This is a genomic window from Yaniella soli (genome assembly GCF_054782375.1).
The window spans coordinates 1-16,523 of sequence record NZ_BAAGSP010000003.1; the positions used below are offsets into that span (position 1 = coordinate 1).

The 16,523-nt window shown below is 50.7% G+C and carries 15 protein-coding genes, 2 tRNA genes and 1 pseudogene; 3 read left to right on the forward strand and 15 right to left on the reverse strand.

Annotation, left to right across the window (positions count from 1 at the left end; translation table 11 throughout):
* Positions 1-240, forward strand: a 240-nt coding sequence (locus ACYVJT_RS01955) for an ATP-binding protein (protein ID WP_499418045.1), incomplete at its 5' end; no start/stop codon positions are given.
* 138 nt (positions 241-378) lie between these two features.
* On the opposite strand, the gene ACYVJT_RS01960 is transcribed toward ACYVJT_RS01955, so the two are convergent.
* From ACYVJT_RS01960 to ACYVJT_RS02000, 9 genes are all read right to left on the reverse strand, one after another.
* Positions 379-1,442, reverse strand: a protein-coding gene (locus tag ACYVJT_RS01960; protein ID WP_343959724.1) for an IS3 family transposase whose coding sequence is annotated in 2 segments (ribosomal slippage) — positions 379-1,172 and positions 1,172-1,442 — 1,065 coding nt in all. Because the reading frame shifts where the segments join, the coding sequence is not laid out codon by codon here.
* Positions 1,443-1,883: 441 nt separating this feature from the next.
* On the reverse strand, positions 1,884-2,762 hold the full coding sequence (locus ACYVJT_RS01965) for a LysR family transcriptional regulator (RefSeq protein WP_343959726.1): 879 nt from the start codon (positions 2,760-2,762) through the stop codon (positions 1,884-1,886).
* 409 nt (positions 2,763-3,171) lie between these two features.
* Positions 3,172-3,453 (reverse strand): muconolactone Delta-isomerase, encoded by a 282-nt coding sequence (locus tag ACYVJT_RS01970; protein WP_343959728.1) that lies wholly within the window; start codon positions 3,451-3,453, stop codon positions 3,172-3,174.
* Entirely contained in the window at positions 3,434-5,029 is a 1,596-nt protein-coding gene (locus ACYVJT_RS01975; RefSeq protein ID WP_343959730.1) for a phytoene desaturase family protein, read from the reverse strand. Before ACYVJT_RS01975 ends, ACYVJT_RS01970 begins: the two co-directional genes overlap by 20 nt.
* Entirely contained in the window at positions 5,026-6,042 is a 1,017-nt protein-coding gene (locus ACYVJT_RS01980) for a membrane dipeptidase (protein ID WP_343959733.1), read from the reverse strand. The genes ACYVJT_RS01975 and ACYVJT_RS01980 overlap by 4 nt, the downstream gene beginning before the upstream one ends.
* Positions 6,043-6,104: 62 nt before the next feature.
* On the reverse strand, positions 6,105-6,968 hold the full coding sequence (locus ACYVJT_RS01985; RefSeq protein ID WP_343959735.1) for an ABC transporter permease: 864 nt from the start codon (positions 6,966-6,968) through the stop codon (positions 6,105-6,107).
* Entirely contained in the window at positions 6,965-7,777 is an 813-nt protein-coding gene (locus ACYVJT_RS01990; RefSeq protein ID WP_343959737.1) for an ABC transporter ATP-binding protein, read from the reverse strand. Before ACYVJT_RS01990 ends, ACYVJT_RS01985 begins: the two co-directional genes overlap by 4 nt.
* 12 nt (positions 7,778-7,789) lie before the next feature.
* The gene (locus ACYVJT_RS01995; protein ID WP_343959739.1) at positions 7,790-8,806 is read right to left on the reverse strand and encodes an ABC transporter substrate-binding protein; all 1,017 of its coding nucleotides are present in this window, start codon (positions 8,804-8,806) and stop codon (positions 7,790-7,792) included.
* Between the two features lie 49 nt (positions 8,807-8,855).
* Positions 8,856-10,298: an aldehyde dehydrogenase family protein gene (locus tag ACYVJT_RS02000; protein WP_343959741.1), complete on the reverse strand. Its 1,443-nt coding sequence runs from the start codon at positions 10,296-10,298 to the stop codon at positions 8,856-8,858.
* A gap of 410 nt (positions 10,299-10,708) precedes the next feature.
* Between ACYVJT_RS02000 and ACYVJT_RS02005 the strand changes: the two are divergent.
* Positions 10,709-11,162 (forward strand): annotated as a pseudogene (locus tag ACYVJT_RS02005) (transposase); the annotation flags it as partial.
* A gap of 68 nt (positions 11,163-11,230) precedes the next feature.
* Here ACYVJT_RS02005 and ACYVJT_RS02010 read toward each other — a convergent pair.
* From ACYVJT_RS02010 to ACYVJT_RS02020, 3 genes are all read right to left on the reverse strand, one after another.
* A complete protein-coding gene (locus ACYVJT_RS02010; protein WP_499418047.1) occupies positions 11,231-12,190 on the reverse strand; it encodes a hypothetical protein in 960 nt (319 codons plus the stop codon).
* Between the two features lie 41 nt (positions 12,191-12,231).
* Positions 12,232-13,470, reverse strand: a complete 1,239-nt coding sequence (locus tag ACYVJT_RS02015) for a putative type IV secretion/conjugal transfer ATPase (protein WP_343959745.1) — start codon at positions 13,468-13,470, stop codon at positions 12,232-12,234.
* A 260-nt stretch (positions 13,471-13,730) separates the two neighbouring features.
* A complete protein-coding gene (locus tag ACYVJT_RS02020) occupies positions 13,731-13,946 on the reverse strand; it encodes a hypothetical protein (RefSeq protein ID WP_343959747.1) in 216 nt (71 codons plus the stop codon).
* A gap of 194 nt (positions 13,947-14,140) precedes the next feature.
* On the opposite strand from ACYVJT_RS02020, the gene ACYVJT_RS02025 reads away from it, so the two are divergent.
* Positions 14,141-14,287, forward strand: a complete 147-nt coding sequence (locus tag ACYVJT_RS02025; protein WP_499418049.1) for a hypothetical protein — start codon at positions 14,141-14,143, stop codon at positions 14,285-14,287.
* A gap of 117 nt (positions 14,288-14,404) precedes the next feature.
* On the opposite strand, the gene ACYVJT_RS02030 is transcribed toward ACYVJT_RS02025, so the two are convergent.
* The 3 genes from ACYVJT_RS02030 to ACYVJT_RS02040 form a co-directional block, all read right to left on the reverse strand.
* A tRNA-Met gene (locus tag ACYVJT_RS02030) sits at positions 14,405-14,478 on the reverse strand.
* Between the two features lie 63 nt (positions 14,479-14,541).
* Positions 14,542-14,613, reverse strand: a tRNA-Thr gene (locus ACYVJT_RS02035).
* Positions 14,614-14,695: 82 nt separating this feature from the next.
* Complete coding sequence (locus ACYVJT_RS02040) at positions 14,696-16,495, reverse strand: DEAD/DEAH box helicase (RefSeq protein WP_425579873.1); 1,800 nt, start codon at positions 16,493-16,495, stop codon at positions 14,696-14,698.
* Positions 16,496-16,523: the final 28 nt, after the last annotated feature.

Genomic DNA, 16,523 nt, shown 5'->3' on the forward strand with positions numbered 1-16,523 from the left:
GACGATTTCTTGACTACGCCGATTCCTCAGGAAATCGCGTCGGAGCTGTTGAATATTTTAGCGGCCCGCGATGGTCGAGGCTCCACGTTGGTGACCTCGCAATTTGACCCACAGGACTGGTATAAAACGCTGCACGATGCGGTGATTGCGGAATCCATTCTCAATCGCATCGTGAGCTCAGCAGAGTTCATCCAGCTCAACGGACCCAATATGCGCCACTACCAACAACAGCATGACTAATTGCTGAATCCAGCACCCGGATGATTAACCACGCGTCACTGTTACTGGATGGTCATCCGGGTGTTACCCGGTCGTCAGACCGCTGTTTCCCGAAGCCCAGACAGCTGTTACTAAATACACGCTCAGAACAGGTCCCAGCTATGAATGCCGACGGTCATGGTTATATTGGTGCTTCCAGTCACCAATGACGACCTGTGCATGCAGCAGCGAGTAGAAGCTATTGATATTGAGACATTCATCACGCAGACGCGCATTAAATGATTCGACGTAACCGTTGTGCCAGGGCTGGCCTGATGGAATATACGACAACGCCGTCCGGTCGGCCGCCCAATCAGTGACCGCGTGGGCAATAAACTCGGGCCCGTTGTCACCGCGCAACACCGCAGGCACGCCCCGTTGAGCAATCAGTTCCTCTAGGTGGTCGATAAAACGGTCTGCCGTAATAGACCGTTCGACTAATCCACCCAAGCATTCACAGGTGTGTTCATCCACGATCGAACAAATCTTGAATGCTTTGCCCTGCTCACAAACATCGAACTGGAAATCCACGGCCCACACCACATTCGGGGCATCCGCGGTCTGGGCATCGATCGTGGAAGTGCCGACTCGTTTGCGTCGGCGTCGCTGGGGCACCCGAAGTCCTTCGTCACGCCACAAACGCTGGATCTTCTTGTGATTGACAGGCCAGCCTTGGCCTCGGGCATCATGATAGGCGCGACGGTAGCCCCAACGTGGATGATCTTTGGCGTACTGGCACAACCAGACACGTAACGGCTGATCAGGCTCAGCCACGGTGTCGTGGTTGAGCGGTCTGCGCCATGCAGATCGGGATAGCCCAGCCAGACAGCATGCCATACGCTCACTGATCGCAAACGATCGAAGTAGGTGAGCAATCGCGGCACGTCGTCTGCCTGGGCCTAGAAGTTTCCCTCTGCAAGCTCTTTCAACGCAGCCTTCTCTAGCCCTGCTTCGGCCAGGAGTCGTTTCAGTGTGGCGTTTTGTTTCTCCAGCTCTTTGAGTCGTTTAGCGTCATCAGCTTTCATACCGCCATACTGATTGCGCCACCGATAATAGGTTTGCTCAGCAACCTCGAGCTCGCGACACACATCAGCCACGGTTTTGCCTTCCCCAAGAAGGCGATCTACTTGGCCAAGCTTCCGAACAATCTGTTCCGGCGTGTGGCGCTTTTTCTGTTTACTCATCGTGTGATCCATTCTCCCCGAAAACACGGGGTTTACGGACTCACATAACGAACGGACCTAAAAAAATGGGGTCAGGCCACAACGTCATCGCGGACTCTTGGGGAAATGGGGTAGGCATAGTGATCATCCTTCCAGACCAGCAGTCAGCTAGCCAGATCGAATGTCACCTATTCATGCAGCAGGCCCGGTCGTATCGTGATGGGGCTTTCAAATCCGTTCGAGCACCTGCTCTTTGCAGTTCTCGAAGTATAGTAAGGCTTCTGTAATAACGAGCTTGTGAGATCCGCAAGGTTCCGGAAGCCTTAGTGCCGATGACCAGCAACGTGGCTGGCTGGGCGTTACGCTGTGTCTTGACCTGAGAGGCCTAAAAATGGGGTCAGTCCACACCAACGCTAACAAACACTGTCTGGTGAGCACTATAGTAAAGCTAGGGCGTGGGGATTACGTGTTTGATAACTTTGCTATAATGCCCTGAAGTCCTGGTCGATTGATGCGATCCCGTCTTACTATTAGAGATAGTGTTGATATCGTTCCTTCATCTTCGATTGGTATATATTCTACTTTTGGAACCTGCAGAACGCTCATTGAAGAAGGCAGAATAGTCACCCCTCGTTGCGCTGCTACGAGGCCTACGAGCGTCGGAAATTGCACAGCAGTTAGGGAAGGGCGCAGCTGGAATCCTCCTCTGTGGCACAAACTACTAACCTGGTCGTAAAGACCCATTGCTGACTCTCTCGGAGAGATCATGATCGATTCTTGCGCTAAGTCAGACATGTACACTGAACTTTTGTCAGCCAATGGATTGTCCTTATGAATCACAAGCATTAAAGGTTCCATCAGTAGTGGGATGTGTAAAAGGTCACTACTGGGGAAGTTTTCTCTGACTATGGCTAGATCAAACTCGCCTTCGTGGATTTTCTTAATCTGAGTGTCTGTTATTGCTTCCACAAAATCTAACTCAACGTCAGGCAGTATTTCCTGTATGGACGCCACAACACTAGGCAAAACACTAAAGGCTGCTGAATACACAAACGACAGCCGTAGACTTCCTGCTTGACCAACGGCCGCCTGTTGAATAATTTGGTGGGTATAATTCGCTTCGGCAATGATTTTTTTTGCTTGTGGCAGCAGCATTTTGCCTAAGTCGGTTACGGTAGTTTGTTTTGCATTCCGAAGAAGTAGTTGGCCTCCTGCTCGTTTCTCTAATTTGGCTATCTGTTGGCTTAGCGCAGATTGCGAAATATGCAGATTAGCAGCAGCTTTACGGAAACTCTCCTGTGTGGCAACTGCAACGAAATATTTTAGGGACCTTATTTCCATATAAATCGCTATCTCAGTTTGCGGACGATTTGAAGTCGCATACAGACAGACACGACATTCCCGTAGTGCAGTCAGTTTTTCATCTAATGCGATTATGTTGAAGTGACGACTGATTCAACTCTAGTGCTGTTGCAAGCGTTCTGTGGTGTGCGATTGGTCGGCCAGCGCTCATGCAGAATCCGAATTTACGTAGCATCATTGTTTTTAGGGGGAAATCACGCCCGATAACAGCGGTGATATGGCTCAGGTATCGAACATGAGTAGTCAACGTTCACTGCGTGTATTACGAGATATAAGATTGTGACTAATGATTCATAGAGTAGGTCAGTTCAGTAGAAGTGCTCCTACAGGTTTGCAAAGTTTTCTAGGAGTGCTTAGAGACTCGGCAAACCTGTAGGCACCCTGTGCTTTATTGTGGGTCTACTGGGTGTTCAGCTAAGGAATGGACTTTAACATCCATGTACGGCCATACAGGCAATTTAGCAATAATCTCATGGAGTTCAGAGGTATTTTTAGCCCGCCAGAGTCCCCAATTTTCTCGCCTGCCGGGCACTCTCCACATGCGGACTAGGTGGCCTTCTTTGGTTCTCGTTTTCGCCATTTCACGTTCTTCTACAGTGATCTGTTCGAGTTGCTTATCGGTCATGTCATCGGGCCAGGTGATCTGAATGTTAACGAGATATTCTTGCATTATTCTTTTCTTTCTGTGTCTGTATAACTTTACTTGCTGCGTTTCTTCCTGGAACACCGGAGACGTATCCCCCAGGCCATGATCCTGCACCGCCGAGCGTAATTCCATGATGGGATAATGTATTCACTAATGCCGTGCTTGGTCGTCCGTCCAGGAGGGCCCGGACAGTCATATCACCATGAGTTATATTGCTTCCGCTTAAGTTGAACTCAGCTTCAAGGTCATGAGGGGTATAAGAAACCACGTCATCGATTCGCGAATTGAGGCCGGGAAAATACTCCTCTAATGTTTCCAAAACGTGGCCCAGATAATGACTCTTATTAGCTTTCCAATATTCGGCCCCTAAAGAGTAAGGGGCATGCCAGACGTTTAGGCTCAATAGATGTTTTCCATCGGGCGCGACTTCTGGTGAGGACAAACTATGTATTAGCCCCCAAATGATGGGATTCATCGAGGGCATTCCGCTGATCCCGTCATGAACCGCGCGCCTAATGTACTCAGGATCTGGCCCAACCCTAAACTGCGCTTCCAGGAGTTTGTTGAGTGGCACATCTCCCGGGGCACCCGACACATCTGGTAGACCATTTAGTGCTACCACCGCCTTAAACGCTGATCCAGTCGGCTTATCTGGGTATAGAGGGGCAGGCGCCAACTGATTGGGGAGCAAGTTCTGGATTAAGCTGGGTTCCATAGTGAGTACTGAATGATCTAGGGGCCCGATTGTTTTCCCGGATGCTAGCGCTGCAGAGCGCACTACGCCTTCATCGTCAACGATTAAACTTTCTACGGGATCTTTAGTGACTACTTCAACGCCATGGTCAATGGCAGACTTCTCTAACGCGTCGATAATCGCGCTCATTGAGCCAATAGGCAGGCCAACCGATCCGCGCAGTGGGGAGTCACCAATGCCTAGAGTATCGACTCGTGAGGAAGCTCGGGAGATGGGCCGCAGCAGCAACCCAATCGCAGAACCGGGTTCATCCGGCGAGATTAGATTGCCGTTTAACGCGACCATCATCATCAAACTCTTCGCTAGATCGCTCTCTAGCGAGGAGTCAAGTAAGTCGGAAAGCGTACCGTCGACAAAAGTACGTTTGAAATCCCGTCGTTTGCTTGGCTCCATGTTCGCCAACACTTCATCAAGCGAGATAGGGGGATCCCACAGTGACAGCCCCGACGCACTTCCAAGATCGTTGAGGTAGTCAACCATTTGCCGATGACGAGTAGCTTCGCCTGAACTTGCTGCATTCATTTGTTCTGCCACACGATCACGATCACGCCATCCGACAAAGAGTCTGTTCTGGGCATGTTGTAGTAATGTGATGTCTGGAGCATGAAATCTAAGACCGTATGACCTTAGATCAAGTTCCTCGAGGATTCTTCCTTCAAAAGAACCCGGTGAGTTCGTAACAGAGGCTTTGTAGCCGGGCATAAACTCAGTTGGGCCAACGACTCCTCCTAATGTTTCGCGAGCTTCTACAAGCGTGACACGAAATCCATTTCGAGCAAGATAATTAGCCGCTACCAAGCCATTGTGCCCCCCGCCAGCAACCAATACATGCGGACGTTGCTTCATACGGTTTGACCGTCGAAAATTGTGCGGAACAGATTCATCCAGTTCCCCCCAAAGATTTTTTGCACTTCATGATCCGTGAATCCCTTGTCAAGCATTGCTTGGGCGAGATCTGGGAAAGCGGCTGGTGATTGGAACCAAGTGGGCCATTCGACTACCGGTGCGTTCTCATCGATAGGGACTGGGTTGACTCGGGCCCAACGACCCATGCGCCACCACTTGACCATGTCGATGCCGTATCCTGTGTAAAAGTCGGTGCCGAGTGCTACGTGATCGACACCGAATTTCTCCGCTGTCCAGGCAATCATATCTACGAATTCAGATTCAGTGGTTCGAACGCCATTGCGAAGCATACGAACATAAGGGCTGAGTCCTACAATGCCCCCACGAGAGACGAGTTCAGATAGGACCTTGCTTGATTTCGGTCTACGGCCGAGAGCGACTTCTTCGCCGACGTACTCCAAAGGATTGGCGTGCGTGACTGCAACAGGAGCACGGCTCTCGTGAATTGTGTCGAGACTTGTTTTTTCGGAGCAGTGTGAAAGATCAATGAGCATGCCAACGTCATTGAGTTCTTTTACAAACTGCCTGCCTACATGTGTAGAAAGACCAGAGTCGTTATCTTCCCAACAACCGGATGCGATGGAGTTCTGCGTGTTATATGTCAGCTGGACGATGCGGATACCAAGTTCATGGAATACTCGGATTAGGCGAATATCATCTTCGAAGGGGGCTGTATTCTGAAACCCAAAAATAACAGCGGTCCGGCCTGACTGTACTACCTTCTCGATTTCATCGTGGGTTGTTGCTTTAGCAATTAGATCCTTGTTTTCTTCAAGTAGATCATTCCATTTGCCCAGAACGCTCAGGGTCTCGCGTGCGGTTTCCCAAACTGCCACCGTCACGTGTACGCAGCCAACATTGCCTTTCTGCCATTCTAGAAAGCGTTCTCTAGTTGGGTTGCTATACTGCAAACAGTCAACTGTAATAGATTGATTATTCTGTTTGTTTGACATTTAATCTCCTTTGAGTTTTCTTTCAGACTTCTTTATAAGAGGTAATATTTGCGGTGTTTGATTCACTGTCGGTTTCGTAGCAATACTTTTCCGATGGCTTCAACGCCGTAGTAAAGAACTAGCCCCATGATGGTTAGAACAACTAGCCCAGCGAACAAAAGATCAGTTCTTAGATTGCCTTGAGCGATTATAAGTAAGTAACCGAGACCGGCCTTGCTCCCTACAAATTCACCTACAATGGTCCCAACAATGGCGAACGCCACCGCGAGCTGAAGGCCAGTAACAATATATGGCAACGCGTTTGGGAAACGCAGATTGCCAAAGATTTGCCATTTAGTCGCTCTCATTGATCTCAAAAGGTCGATGGACATTTGATCGACTGATTTCATTCCTAAAGTGGCGTTGACCACTACTGGGAAAAAAGCAGTGATGAAAGCGATTAAAATGGAAGTGGTCATTCCTGTGCCTATCCAGACCACCATTAAGGGTGCAACCGCAACCTTAGGAATGACTTGTGAGGCAATAACGATCGGCAGGATGGCGGCCCCGATTGTTGGCCACAGAACTATAATCACAGCCAAAAGCACACCAAGAACTGCGCTTAGGATAAAGCCGACGAGAGTGCTGCTTAGCGTGATAACCGCGTGTTCTGCGAGGAGTCCACTGTTCTCCCATAGTGATGCCAATACAGCTGACGGTGCCGGTAAAAGGAACTCCGGGACCTCGAGTATTCTGACAAGGATTTCCCAGACGACTACTGCAAGAAGTAAGGCAGAGACAGGCGCTATCCACGGATATCGAGTTAGAAGTACTTTGCTTCGTTTCTGTTTTGAAGTTCTACCTGTTTTTTTGTTTGAGTGAGTTTGTTTCTGGCCTGATACATCTTGTCTATTGTGTGGTTCTGATTTCATTACATTAGCGCTCATAGAATCCCGCCTTCACTTTGAGCCGCAGCTCCTTTAAAGACACCCAAGGATTCGAAAACTTCGGTAACTTGGGTAACTTTGTTTGCGAAGCTGGGGTCCTGTCGATGTCGTAGTTCGCGAGGTTTTGGGGCATCGATTTCGAAATCTGCCACTATGCGTCCTGGTCTCGCGGACATGACATAAATTTGGTCTGATAAAAAGACCGCTTCTGTAATCGAATGAGTCACGAATACGATGGTTGTTCCGGATTGCTTGGCGACGGCTGATAGATCCACCGACATTTGATCACGTGTCATCGCGTCTAACGCTGCAAAAGGTTCGTCCATTAACAGCAGGCGCGGCCTGTGGAGTAAGGCCCGACAGATGCCAACTCGTTGTCGCATTCCGCCTGAGAGTTGGTGTGGATAGTTGTGTGAGAAATCTTCAAGACCCACATACTCTAGTAATTCCAGGGCGCGCTGGCGTGTTTCTGGATTTCGATTTTTTCGGATATCAGCTTGGAGGAGTACGTTGTCTAAAACAGTGCGCCAGGGCATCAGAAGGTCATTCTGGAACACTACGCCAATCTCTGGGTGGGGTTCATGAACAGGTGCCCCGTCAACAAGAACTTCTCCTGAAGTTGCTTCCTCCAAGCCAGAAATGAGTCTCAACAGTGTTGTCTTACCGCAGCCGCTGGGCCCCAACAAGGAGACGAACTCCCCGGGCTTTATATATAAATCAGCGCCTTCAAGCGCGGTGACCGTTTCTGTTCCTTTCGCGACGGTGAAGACTTTGCCAACATTTTTGCAAGAAATCTCAATTGGTTTCATCGGTAAGGCCCCTTATTGAAGAAAGTCGTTAGAGAACATGGAACTAACCGAACGTTCACCTTCAGCATCACCGTATTCGGTAAGGATATGAACTGTTGTTTCCCAGTCTTCTTGAGTATTTACTCCCCAGTCATCTTCATCAGGGCTTTGCGTGAGGGGTAACCATAGATTTAATTGTGCTTCACACAGATCTTGGGTCATTGTTCCTTCAGAAGCTTCTACGACATACTCGCAAGCTGCTGCAGTGTCGTTGATTGTAATCTCTAGAGCCTCTCGGTAACTTGCCAGGAAGTTAGTAACAGTTTCTGGATGATCTTCCATGAACTGGTTGTTTGCCACAAAGCCATGATCTAGCAATCCTTCAAGCCCCAGTTCTCCATATAGAATGCCGTTAGCTTCCTGTCCCTCTTGTTGGATGAGGCTTGAATAATAATATTCTTGACCGCTAATTGCATCGACATCGCCAGTCATAAGTGCTGGAAATTTTCCATCACCTGGGAGATTTACGATGTCCACGTCATTTTTTGTGAGATCATTCGCGTTCAGGAAGGCGTCAATTAGTGTTGAATCAGATCCGCCTGGCGTGGAGCCAATGCTCATTCCTTTGAGGTCTTCGATCCCTTCGAGGGAAGTATTATCTAGTGCGGTAAGACCAGTCGCGTTTACGTCCATAGTGTGTGCGACTGAAGTGATTGGAACATCTTGCAGCATCCCTGCGGAAGCGGTGGATAGATCAACCCACCCCATATCTGTTCTTCCTGCACCAATTTCGGAAACGGCATCACCTGATCCACCCGGTAACGTGAGCTCGCCGATAGCTACACCGTTCTCTTCAAAGATCCCTTCTTCAAGTCCTAAGAGAATAGGCGCGTGGTAAGCCATATAGGCGTTCCAGTCCAGTGACATATTTATGGTTTCTGTGTCACCAGATTCAGGGGAAGAGTCGCTGCCGCAAGCTGTTATGAACATGGTTGCTGCGAGACCTGCACCTGCCAATTTTAAGATGTTCTTCGTTTTTGAGTGTTTCATATAAAGCCTCAAGTCTTTTTCTTGAAAACGCCGACTGGTTCGTTGATGATTACCATTTGGTGGCAAAGGACTTTGCTTGAGTGTAAAAAAGCATCGCTTCATCGCCTAGCTCTTGGTGTGATGTGCCAGACATTTTCCATCCACCGTATGGGGCTTGATACTCGAGTCCTGTAGTTGGCAAATTGATATTTACAACGCCAACCTCTGCTTCTTGCTGAAATTGTTGTGCTTCCAGTGGATCTTGAGTGAATAAAGAAGCGCTTAGGCCGAATCGAGAATTGTTAACAAAGGAAATCGCTTCGTTAATATCTTTTGCTGTGGTGACAGAAACAACCGGACCAAAAATCTCTTCCTGGAAAACTTCGTCGTCTGCGGAGACATCAGTCAAAACTGCAGGTTGGATATAAAATCCATCTACGTCTGGCTCTTCAGGCAGCTTCCAGCGAGGTAGGACATCCTGACCTTTTTTCACTGCGCTATTTACAGAGCCAGCGATTTTTTCGTATTGGCCACGGGTCGCAATTGGCCCAGCGTAGCTGGTTTGCTCTTGTGGGTCCCCAAAAGTAATTTGCTGAACTGCCTGCAGGAGGCGATCAGTGAATTCTTTCTCAACGTTTTCTTGGACAATAACGCGACTTGTAGCTGTACATTTCTGGCCGCTGAAGCCGAATGCGGATTGCACAATCGTGTCAACAGCGTTGTCCAGATCCGCACTCTCTAGCACGACAGAGGCATTCTTTCCGCCCATTTCTCCGAGGAATGGACGGCCTGTAGCGGCCATTTTTTGGGCAATTTGAGTTCCTACATCTGTGGAACCTGTAAACGAAACCCCTGAGATGACTTGGGAGGCAATTAATGCCCCGCCAACGCGGTCTCCGGGCCCGATCACGGATGTTACTAGACCTTCTGGCAGGCCAGCTTCATAAAGTAGGTCGATCAGGAAGAGGGAGCTTCCTAGGCCTGCAGATGCAGGTTTGACGACTGCTCCATTACCCCATGCTAATGCCGGCGCGAGTTTGACACTGAGCATATTGACTGGGAAGTTCCATGGAGTAATCAAGCCGACTACTCCAAGAGGAAATCGCTCTGTACTCAGGCTAACGCCAGGGCGGAATGAAGGGATTTTCTTCCCAGTTGGGTTCCACACACGACCTGCATAAAAGCGAAAGACAGCTGCCGCGTTTTTGACTTCGCCAAGCGCGTCTTGTCGTGTCTTCCCAACCTCATCAACCATCAGGTCAGCGAGCTGCTCTTCATTGGCGTTGAGCGTATTTCCGATATTCATTAGTAAGTCAGAGCGAACTGCTGGACTCGACTCTTTCCACTCAACCTGTGCTAGATGCGCGCGGTCTGTTGCTCTGGAAACATCGGAATTAGTTGACTCCTGTAACTGAGTGACAACTTGACGGGGTTTTGATGGGTTGTATGTCTTCACCTCCGCTGATGCTGTTGCAAAAAGATGTTTCTGGTGGCTACTACCTTTAGCTGACATGTGCTTGCTGAGCTCCCTCCGAGTCGTTGTTCCTTTTTGCGGAACGACTTCTAGTATGTGTTCAAGAACACACTAACCTGAGTTGTAGTGAAGAAAAAGTTCAAATAACTTAAGTGTCAATCAGTTTTACTTATTTGACAGTTCAGTTCGCTGCTTCAATCTTGTGATTCACATGCGTTAATGGGCTGACGGTCGTTATGGGTGAATCATCTCGTGATGCGGAGGTGGCAGTATCGCTGAGCCAGGTCAATGTGATGACGTCTTATCCAGCACGATTGCTGCGAAAGATACTTAGAATTTGCGCCAATAGGTGCTAGTCAACGCGTCATTAATGGTCATTAAGCGAGGGCAGGCATAGGGGCCTGTTAAACATGGATTTGTTCAGAATTCATCGTTTCCCAGGAGTCCCTATGCCTGCTGTTCCATTATTCATCATCGACCCACTGTGGAGCCAATATCAAGCATTGGTCCCTCCAATTGTTGATGAGCATCCGCTGGGATGCCCACCGACCACGGATCTCAGACCGAGTCGTATTCGACAAGCTGGTTCAAGTGCTCGTGCTGGGTGCCTCGTATGAGAAGACCAGCGATACTACCTGTTCGGAGACCACCATCCGACGCCGCCGCGACGAATGGATCGCCGCCGGAATCTTCACTACTTTGGAGCAAATCTGTTTGGATAGCTACGACCGCATCGTGGGGCTTGAGTTGGATGATGTGTGCGTGGATGGGTGCATCGTCAAAGCACCATGTGGTGGGGAAATCGCTGGTCGATCCCCGGTGGATCGTGGCAAGCAAGGCACCAAACGCTCGGTGATGACCGACTGGGCAGGCATCCCCATCGGTGTGGTCGCAGCCCCGGCCTGCGCCGGTATTCACAAACCGATCTGGACCACATCGCCCATGAACTCAACACCCGACCCCGCAAAGGCCTAGGCTACCGAACCCCACTCGAAGCCGAAGCCCACGGTGTTGCCTTGACGATTTGAATCCAAGACGGCTTCTATTGCTTCTGCTGGATTATTGCCCCACCGCATGAGCTCATCCACGGTTTTATTATCCAACGCTGCTGCGTGCAGCAAGCATTCCATAATGGTGACTGCTGGGGCTTTCCATTCTTGATTTGATGACGATGCCCCTAGCCCTGACGCAGTAATCAAACTGGTGGCTCGCTGGTTGGCTACTCGTGGGTGGTCGCAGCCAGTAATCGATGACCACTTCAATGTTGTTGGCAGACCGGTTAAGCCTTGTGGATCAAAGAGCGCAACGGGACCTTTTTCGGCACGTAGCTGCCACGTAGCTGCTAAATTATCAGCTCTCGATGAGGTCGTAATAACCGGTCCAGGAGCATCCACAATTGCGCCAATGAGTAGGTGCAAACCTTTCCCTGACCGTGGAGGGCCAAGCAAGGCTAACGATTCTTCCAACGATGCCCATACCGGGACACCTTCTGCTTCTCCTAAACGCAGCGCCCCGTCTTTCGCTTTCGGGCGACTCATCGTAAGTCGCACTTTTTTGGTCCGCTTCCGGGCTGCTCCTGGCCCGACAGCCTGCCTAATTTCCGGACCCCGAGCAAAACCATCACGACGGCGCAATTCCTTGATGAACGCCTTGTCTGAATGCTGGTACCGCAACCAACCGAAGACTGCCAGCGACACTGTGACGATCAACGCCACCAAGTACAACGACATTGCAATCCATGTGCCGGATGCTTCAGCGGAACACTGTTGTGCTTGACCAAAAACTGATGGGTCAGATGTCACGCTAAAGAGGAGTGGATCAACAATATTTTCTGGGTTAGCCCAACTGCCACACGCTATACGGTTGGCCGTCTGGCCAGTGACTACATACCCTACATATGCGGCTGCAACCCCCAGAACTGCCAAAGGCAACCACTGATTTACACTTGATGTACTTTGCGTCTCCCGTAACATCAAGCACCCTCCTCGCCGCTTTTGATGCCCATGCGCTCATCAGTATCAAATAAGGGTTTCTCAGCATTGGTGAGCTCATTTTTGATTTGAAATGATGATTGACCTAATCGCCACAGTCCAACGCCATCATCCAGCGATTTTAAGATGCTGCGCTCAAGTGAGGATAGGTCCAGTTCTTCTAACGTGATTTTCAGCGCCGATTGGTCTTGCCGATAAATGACTTTCACGTCTGCATCGGCCGACAAGGACTTTGCCATAGCTGTCATACGGGAGCCCTTGTCGCCAGCCATATCAAGGTCAGCGATTTTGTGTAATACCAAGATATTGAAAATGCCGTAGGCGCGTGCCATTTTCCACGATTCCATCATCCGTTGCAGATCGGCTTCCGAGGAAATATTGTCCCAGCCTTCCTCATACACCACGACGCGTTGTCCGCCGTCGGAGGTCGTGACCATGGCTTCTGTCCAAGCTCCAGCACATGCATTTACGACGCGGATCGCGTCCGGTGACGCTCCTCGTAGGGCGGACGTATCAACAGATACTGCTGGTGCATCAGCGTCAAAATTCACGCTCGTTTCACCATCGAACATGCCAGCTAGATCACCACTGGTCACACGTTGCAGGGTCATAGCCATCTCCATAGCTGCATCGATGATCAACTGATCTTGGGCCTTGTGTTTTTGATCCCATAGTTGATTGATGACATCAGGGATTACCACCGCTTGTTCATACTGAGCTCTGGCGCGCACACCGTCATGCAAGCCTTTTGCTACGACACTGTGTTCTGCTGGACTCAAATCTCTATTGATGAGGATCTTAACCAGCGTCTCCAACGTAGCCATTCGTCTCGTGCGGACGATCATTTCCCATTCATCTTCACGCATTGGTTCCCCGCGTGGATTCACCGATGGTCTTGTTCCTGGATCAAGTGGGTTGAGTCGTGTCGAAAGGCCTGGGCCGACCTGGATGACCTCGCCGCCGAGAGCATGGACAACAGGCGTCCATTCGCCTTTTTTGTCTGAGGCAACCGAAAGCTTACGTCCTGCCTTCACCTGACGACAGGCAAATGATTTTGCAAGCGACGATTTACCTGTTCCAACTTGTCCAAACAACAGCATTGCCATGCCCGAGATAATGCCACGTTTGTAAAGATCCCATGGATCGAAACAAAACGCGCCGCCACCATTCAGGTCATAGCCTAGGTAGATACCCCCTGGGCCTAAGGACGGGCCTGCCACATATGGATACGCTGTCGCCGCTGTGTGCGTGGTCGTTGGGATTCCTCGCACTTTGAGTCGCACAGCTCCGCGTAGTGACTGAGGACGGTTCTGACCGCCACTTCCCCAGGTTGGGGAGGGCATGGGCTCAATTTCCGTTCGACGGCTGGCCCTGACCCTTTGCTTATGAATCTTGTGTTGCTTGCGTCGAACAGCTTTGGCTTGGCGACGTGTTTTCCGGTCTTCCTCATATACGTCAAACAGCTCAACAGTCGGCTCACTCATGACATATCCACCCTTCCAAACGGCAACGCTGAGGCTAGAAACCCAGCATCCTGTTCTGCAAATACCGGTCGCAACTCACAATTTGCTTGCACTGCTTTGGACAACATATCTGCACAATTTGCTTCCAAATCCAACTCATCACGTCCCGTCACGGTGATGAGGACAACAAAATCAATTGGTGCATTGCCGGCCACGAGTTCAGCAGAGTTCATCCAGCTCAACGGACCCAATATGCGCCACTACCAACAACAGCATGACTAATTGCTGAATCCAGCACCCGGATGATTAACCACGCGTCACTGTTACTGGATGGTCATCCGGGTGTTACCCGGTCGTCAGACCGCTGTTTCCCGAAGCCCAGACAGCTGTTACTAAATACACGCTCAGAACAGATCCATGGAGTTTCGTGACTGCCCAGCACTGGGACACCACCACAAAACCTAAGACCAAACAGCCGCCACCCGAACGTATCGGACCAGCACTCTACGACACCGCATTCAGCACCCAAGACGGCAACGGAATCCAACAAGGATGGGGCGGACGAACACGCTGACACGCCGTAAAAAAGCACACGTTTTGTCCATTAACCCGATGTGCATTCCAACAGTTTAGGTTAAGCAAAAACGACTCCCGACTTAGCATAACGCCAAGTCGGGAGTCGTTTTTTCTGTAGCTGTGGACGGACTTGAACCGTCGACCTCACGATTATGAGTCGTGCGCTCTCACCAACTGAGCTACACAGCCATACCAGCGTGAACTGGCCTTAGATAAAAATAGCCTGCGAACCACGCAGGCTATTCACATCAGAGCCCCGACCGGGAATCGATCCCGGGACCTCCATCTTACCAAGATGGCGCTCTACCACTGAGCTATCGGGGCAACGAGATAAGACTTTACCAACAAATGATCAAAAGGCAAAATCACTATACTCGTTTATGCGCAACATCACGTTGGCAATATTTTAGTAGTTTTGTTCTTGGCGTTTTTTGGCTTTGGACCAGCGCTGTTTCTTCTTTTGACCACGTGACGAGTCGGATCCGCCGCCCTGCGAGCCGCGCGGAGAGAACCCTCCTGAAGGCGCGCCGCGGTCCAAGCGCAGATTGAGTTTACGACCTGCAACGGTGGCATTCTTCAGCGCATTCTCCTGTTTATGTGACAGGTTTTCTGGCAGTTCAACCAGTGAGAAGGTCGGGCGGATAGTGATGTCACCAATATCGGAAATATCTAAGTTTCCTTCGTTGGCAATAGCGCCCACGATGTTGCCTGGCCCGACCCGGTCCTTGTGTCCAACGGCGATCCAATAGGTTGCGTGGCCTTCTTTGGTCGCACGCTTTGGACGGCTGCCGCGTTCAGCACCCTGTTGCTCTTTGCGACGTCCTCGCAGGTTCAACGGTGGCAGATCTGGTTCATCAGCTTCCAGTGGGCGGCCGCCCTGAGCCATCAACGCCAATGCAGCTGCGATATCAACCGCGGCGATATCGTGTTGTTCAATGTAGTTGGAGACCAAATCGCGGTAGACCGACAGTTCTTCGTCTTCGGCATGCGCAGCAATGGTCTTGGTGATGTCTTCAGAAAATGCTGCGCGGCGGGAGGCGTTGACCTCATCCAGTGTTGGCAGCTGCATCTCTTCAACGGACTGCTTGGTTGCTTTTTCTATCGAACGCAGCAAGTAGCGTTCGCGTGGGGTCATCAGCAGGATGGCGTCGCCCTGACGGCCGGCGCGTCCCGTACGCCCAATGCGGTGCACATATGAGGAAGTGTCGTGTGGGATGTCGTAGTTGACCACGTGGCTGATGCGTTCAACGTCGAGTCCGCGTGCTGCCACATCAGTAGCAACCAAAATGTCGATGCGACCTTTTCGGAGGTCTTCGACGGTCTTTTCACGAATGTTCTGGGGAATGTCACCCGAGATGGCCGCTGCGGTGAAACCGCGTGCTACCAACTTGGAGGTGAGTTCCTCGGTCATGTTTCGAGTGCGCACGAATGCGATAATACCGTCGGTGTTTTCCGTCTCAAGAAGACGGGTCATCGCTTCGAGCTTCCACGGCTGGGTGACCTGAAGGTACCGCTGACGGATGTTTTGTGCCGGTTTGGACTGACCATCAACGTGCACCTGAACCGGGTCTTTGAGGTAGTCACCGGTGATGCGCTGAATGGCCTTGGGCATGGTGGCAGAGAAGAGTGCTGTCTGCTTGTCTTCCGGAGCCGATGACAGGATGCGGTCAACATCCTCGGCAAAGCCCATGCGCAGCATTTCGTCTGCTTCGTCGAGTACAAGGTATTTCAGGTCGCTTAGATCAAGCGAGCCTTTCTCCAGGTGGTCGATAACACGGCCTGGCGTACCCACCACGATGGCTGCACCGCGGCGAAGACCGGCCAGCTGTGGACCGTAGGAAGAACCGCCGTAGACGGGAACAACGGATGCTGACGGGACATGCTCGGCATATGAGCTAAACGCCTCGGCTACTTGCAGTGCGAGTTCACGAGTTGGGGCCAGGACCAGTACCTGTGGTGACTTATATGTCTGGTCGGCTTCGGCCAATTTGGAAAGGACAGGCAGCGCAAATGCTGCAGTTTTACCCGTACCGGTTTGTGCCAGTCCGACAACGTCGCGGCCTTCGAGCAGCAGCGGAATAGTGCGAGCCTGGATTGGTGATGGTGTTTCATAGCCGAGAGTCCCCAGTGCTTTAGTGACTGGATCGGCAAGGTTGAGTGAATCGAATGTAGTTTCGGTTTCGGGCAGCGAAGATTGTTCGGTCAAAAAGACTTCCTAGGTTTCGTAAGGTGTT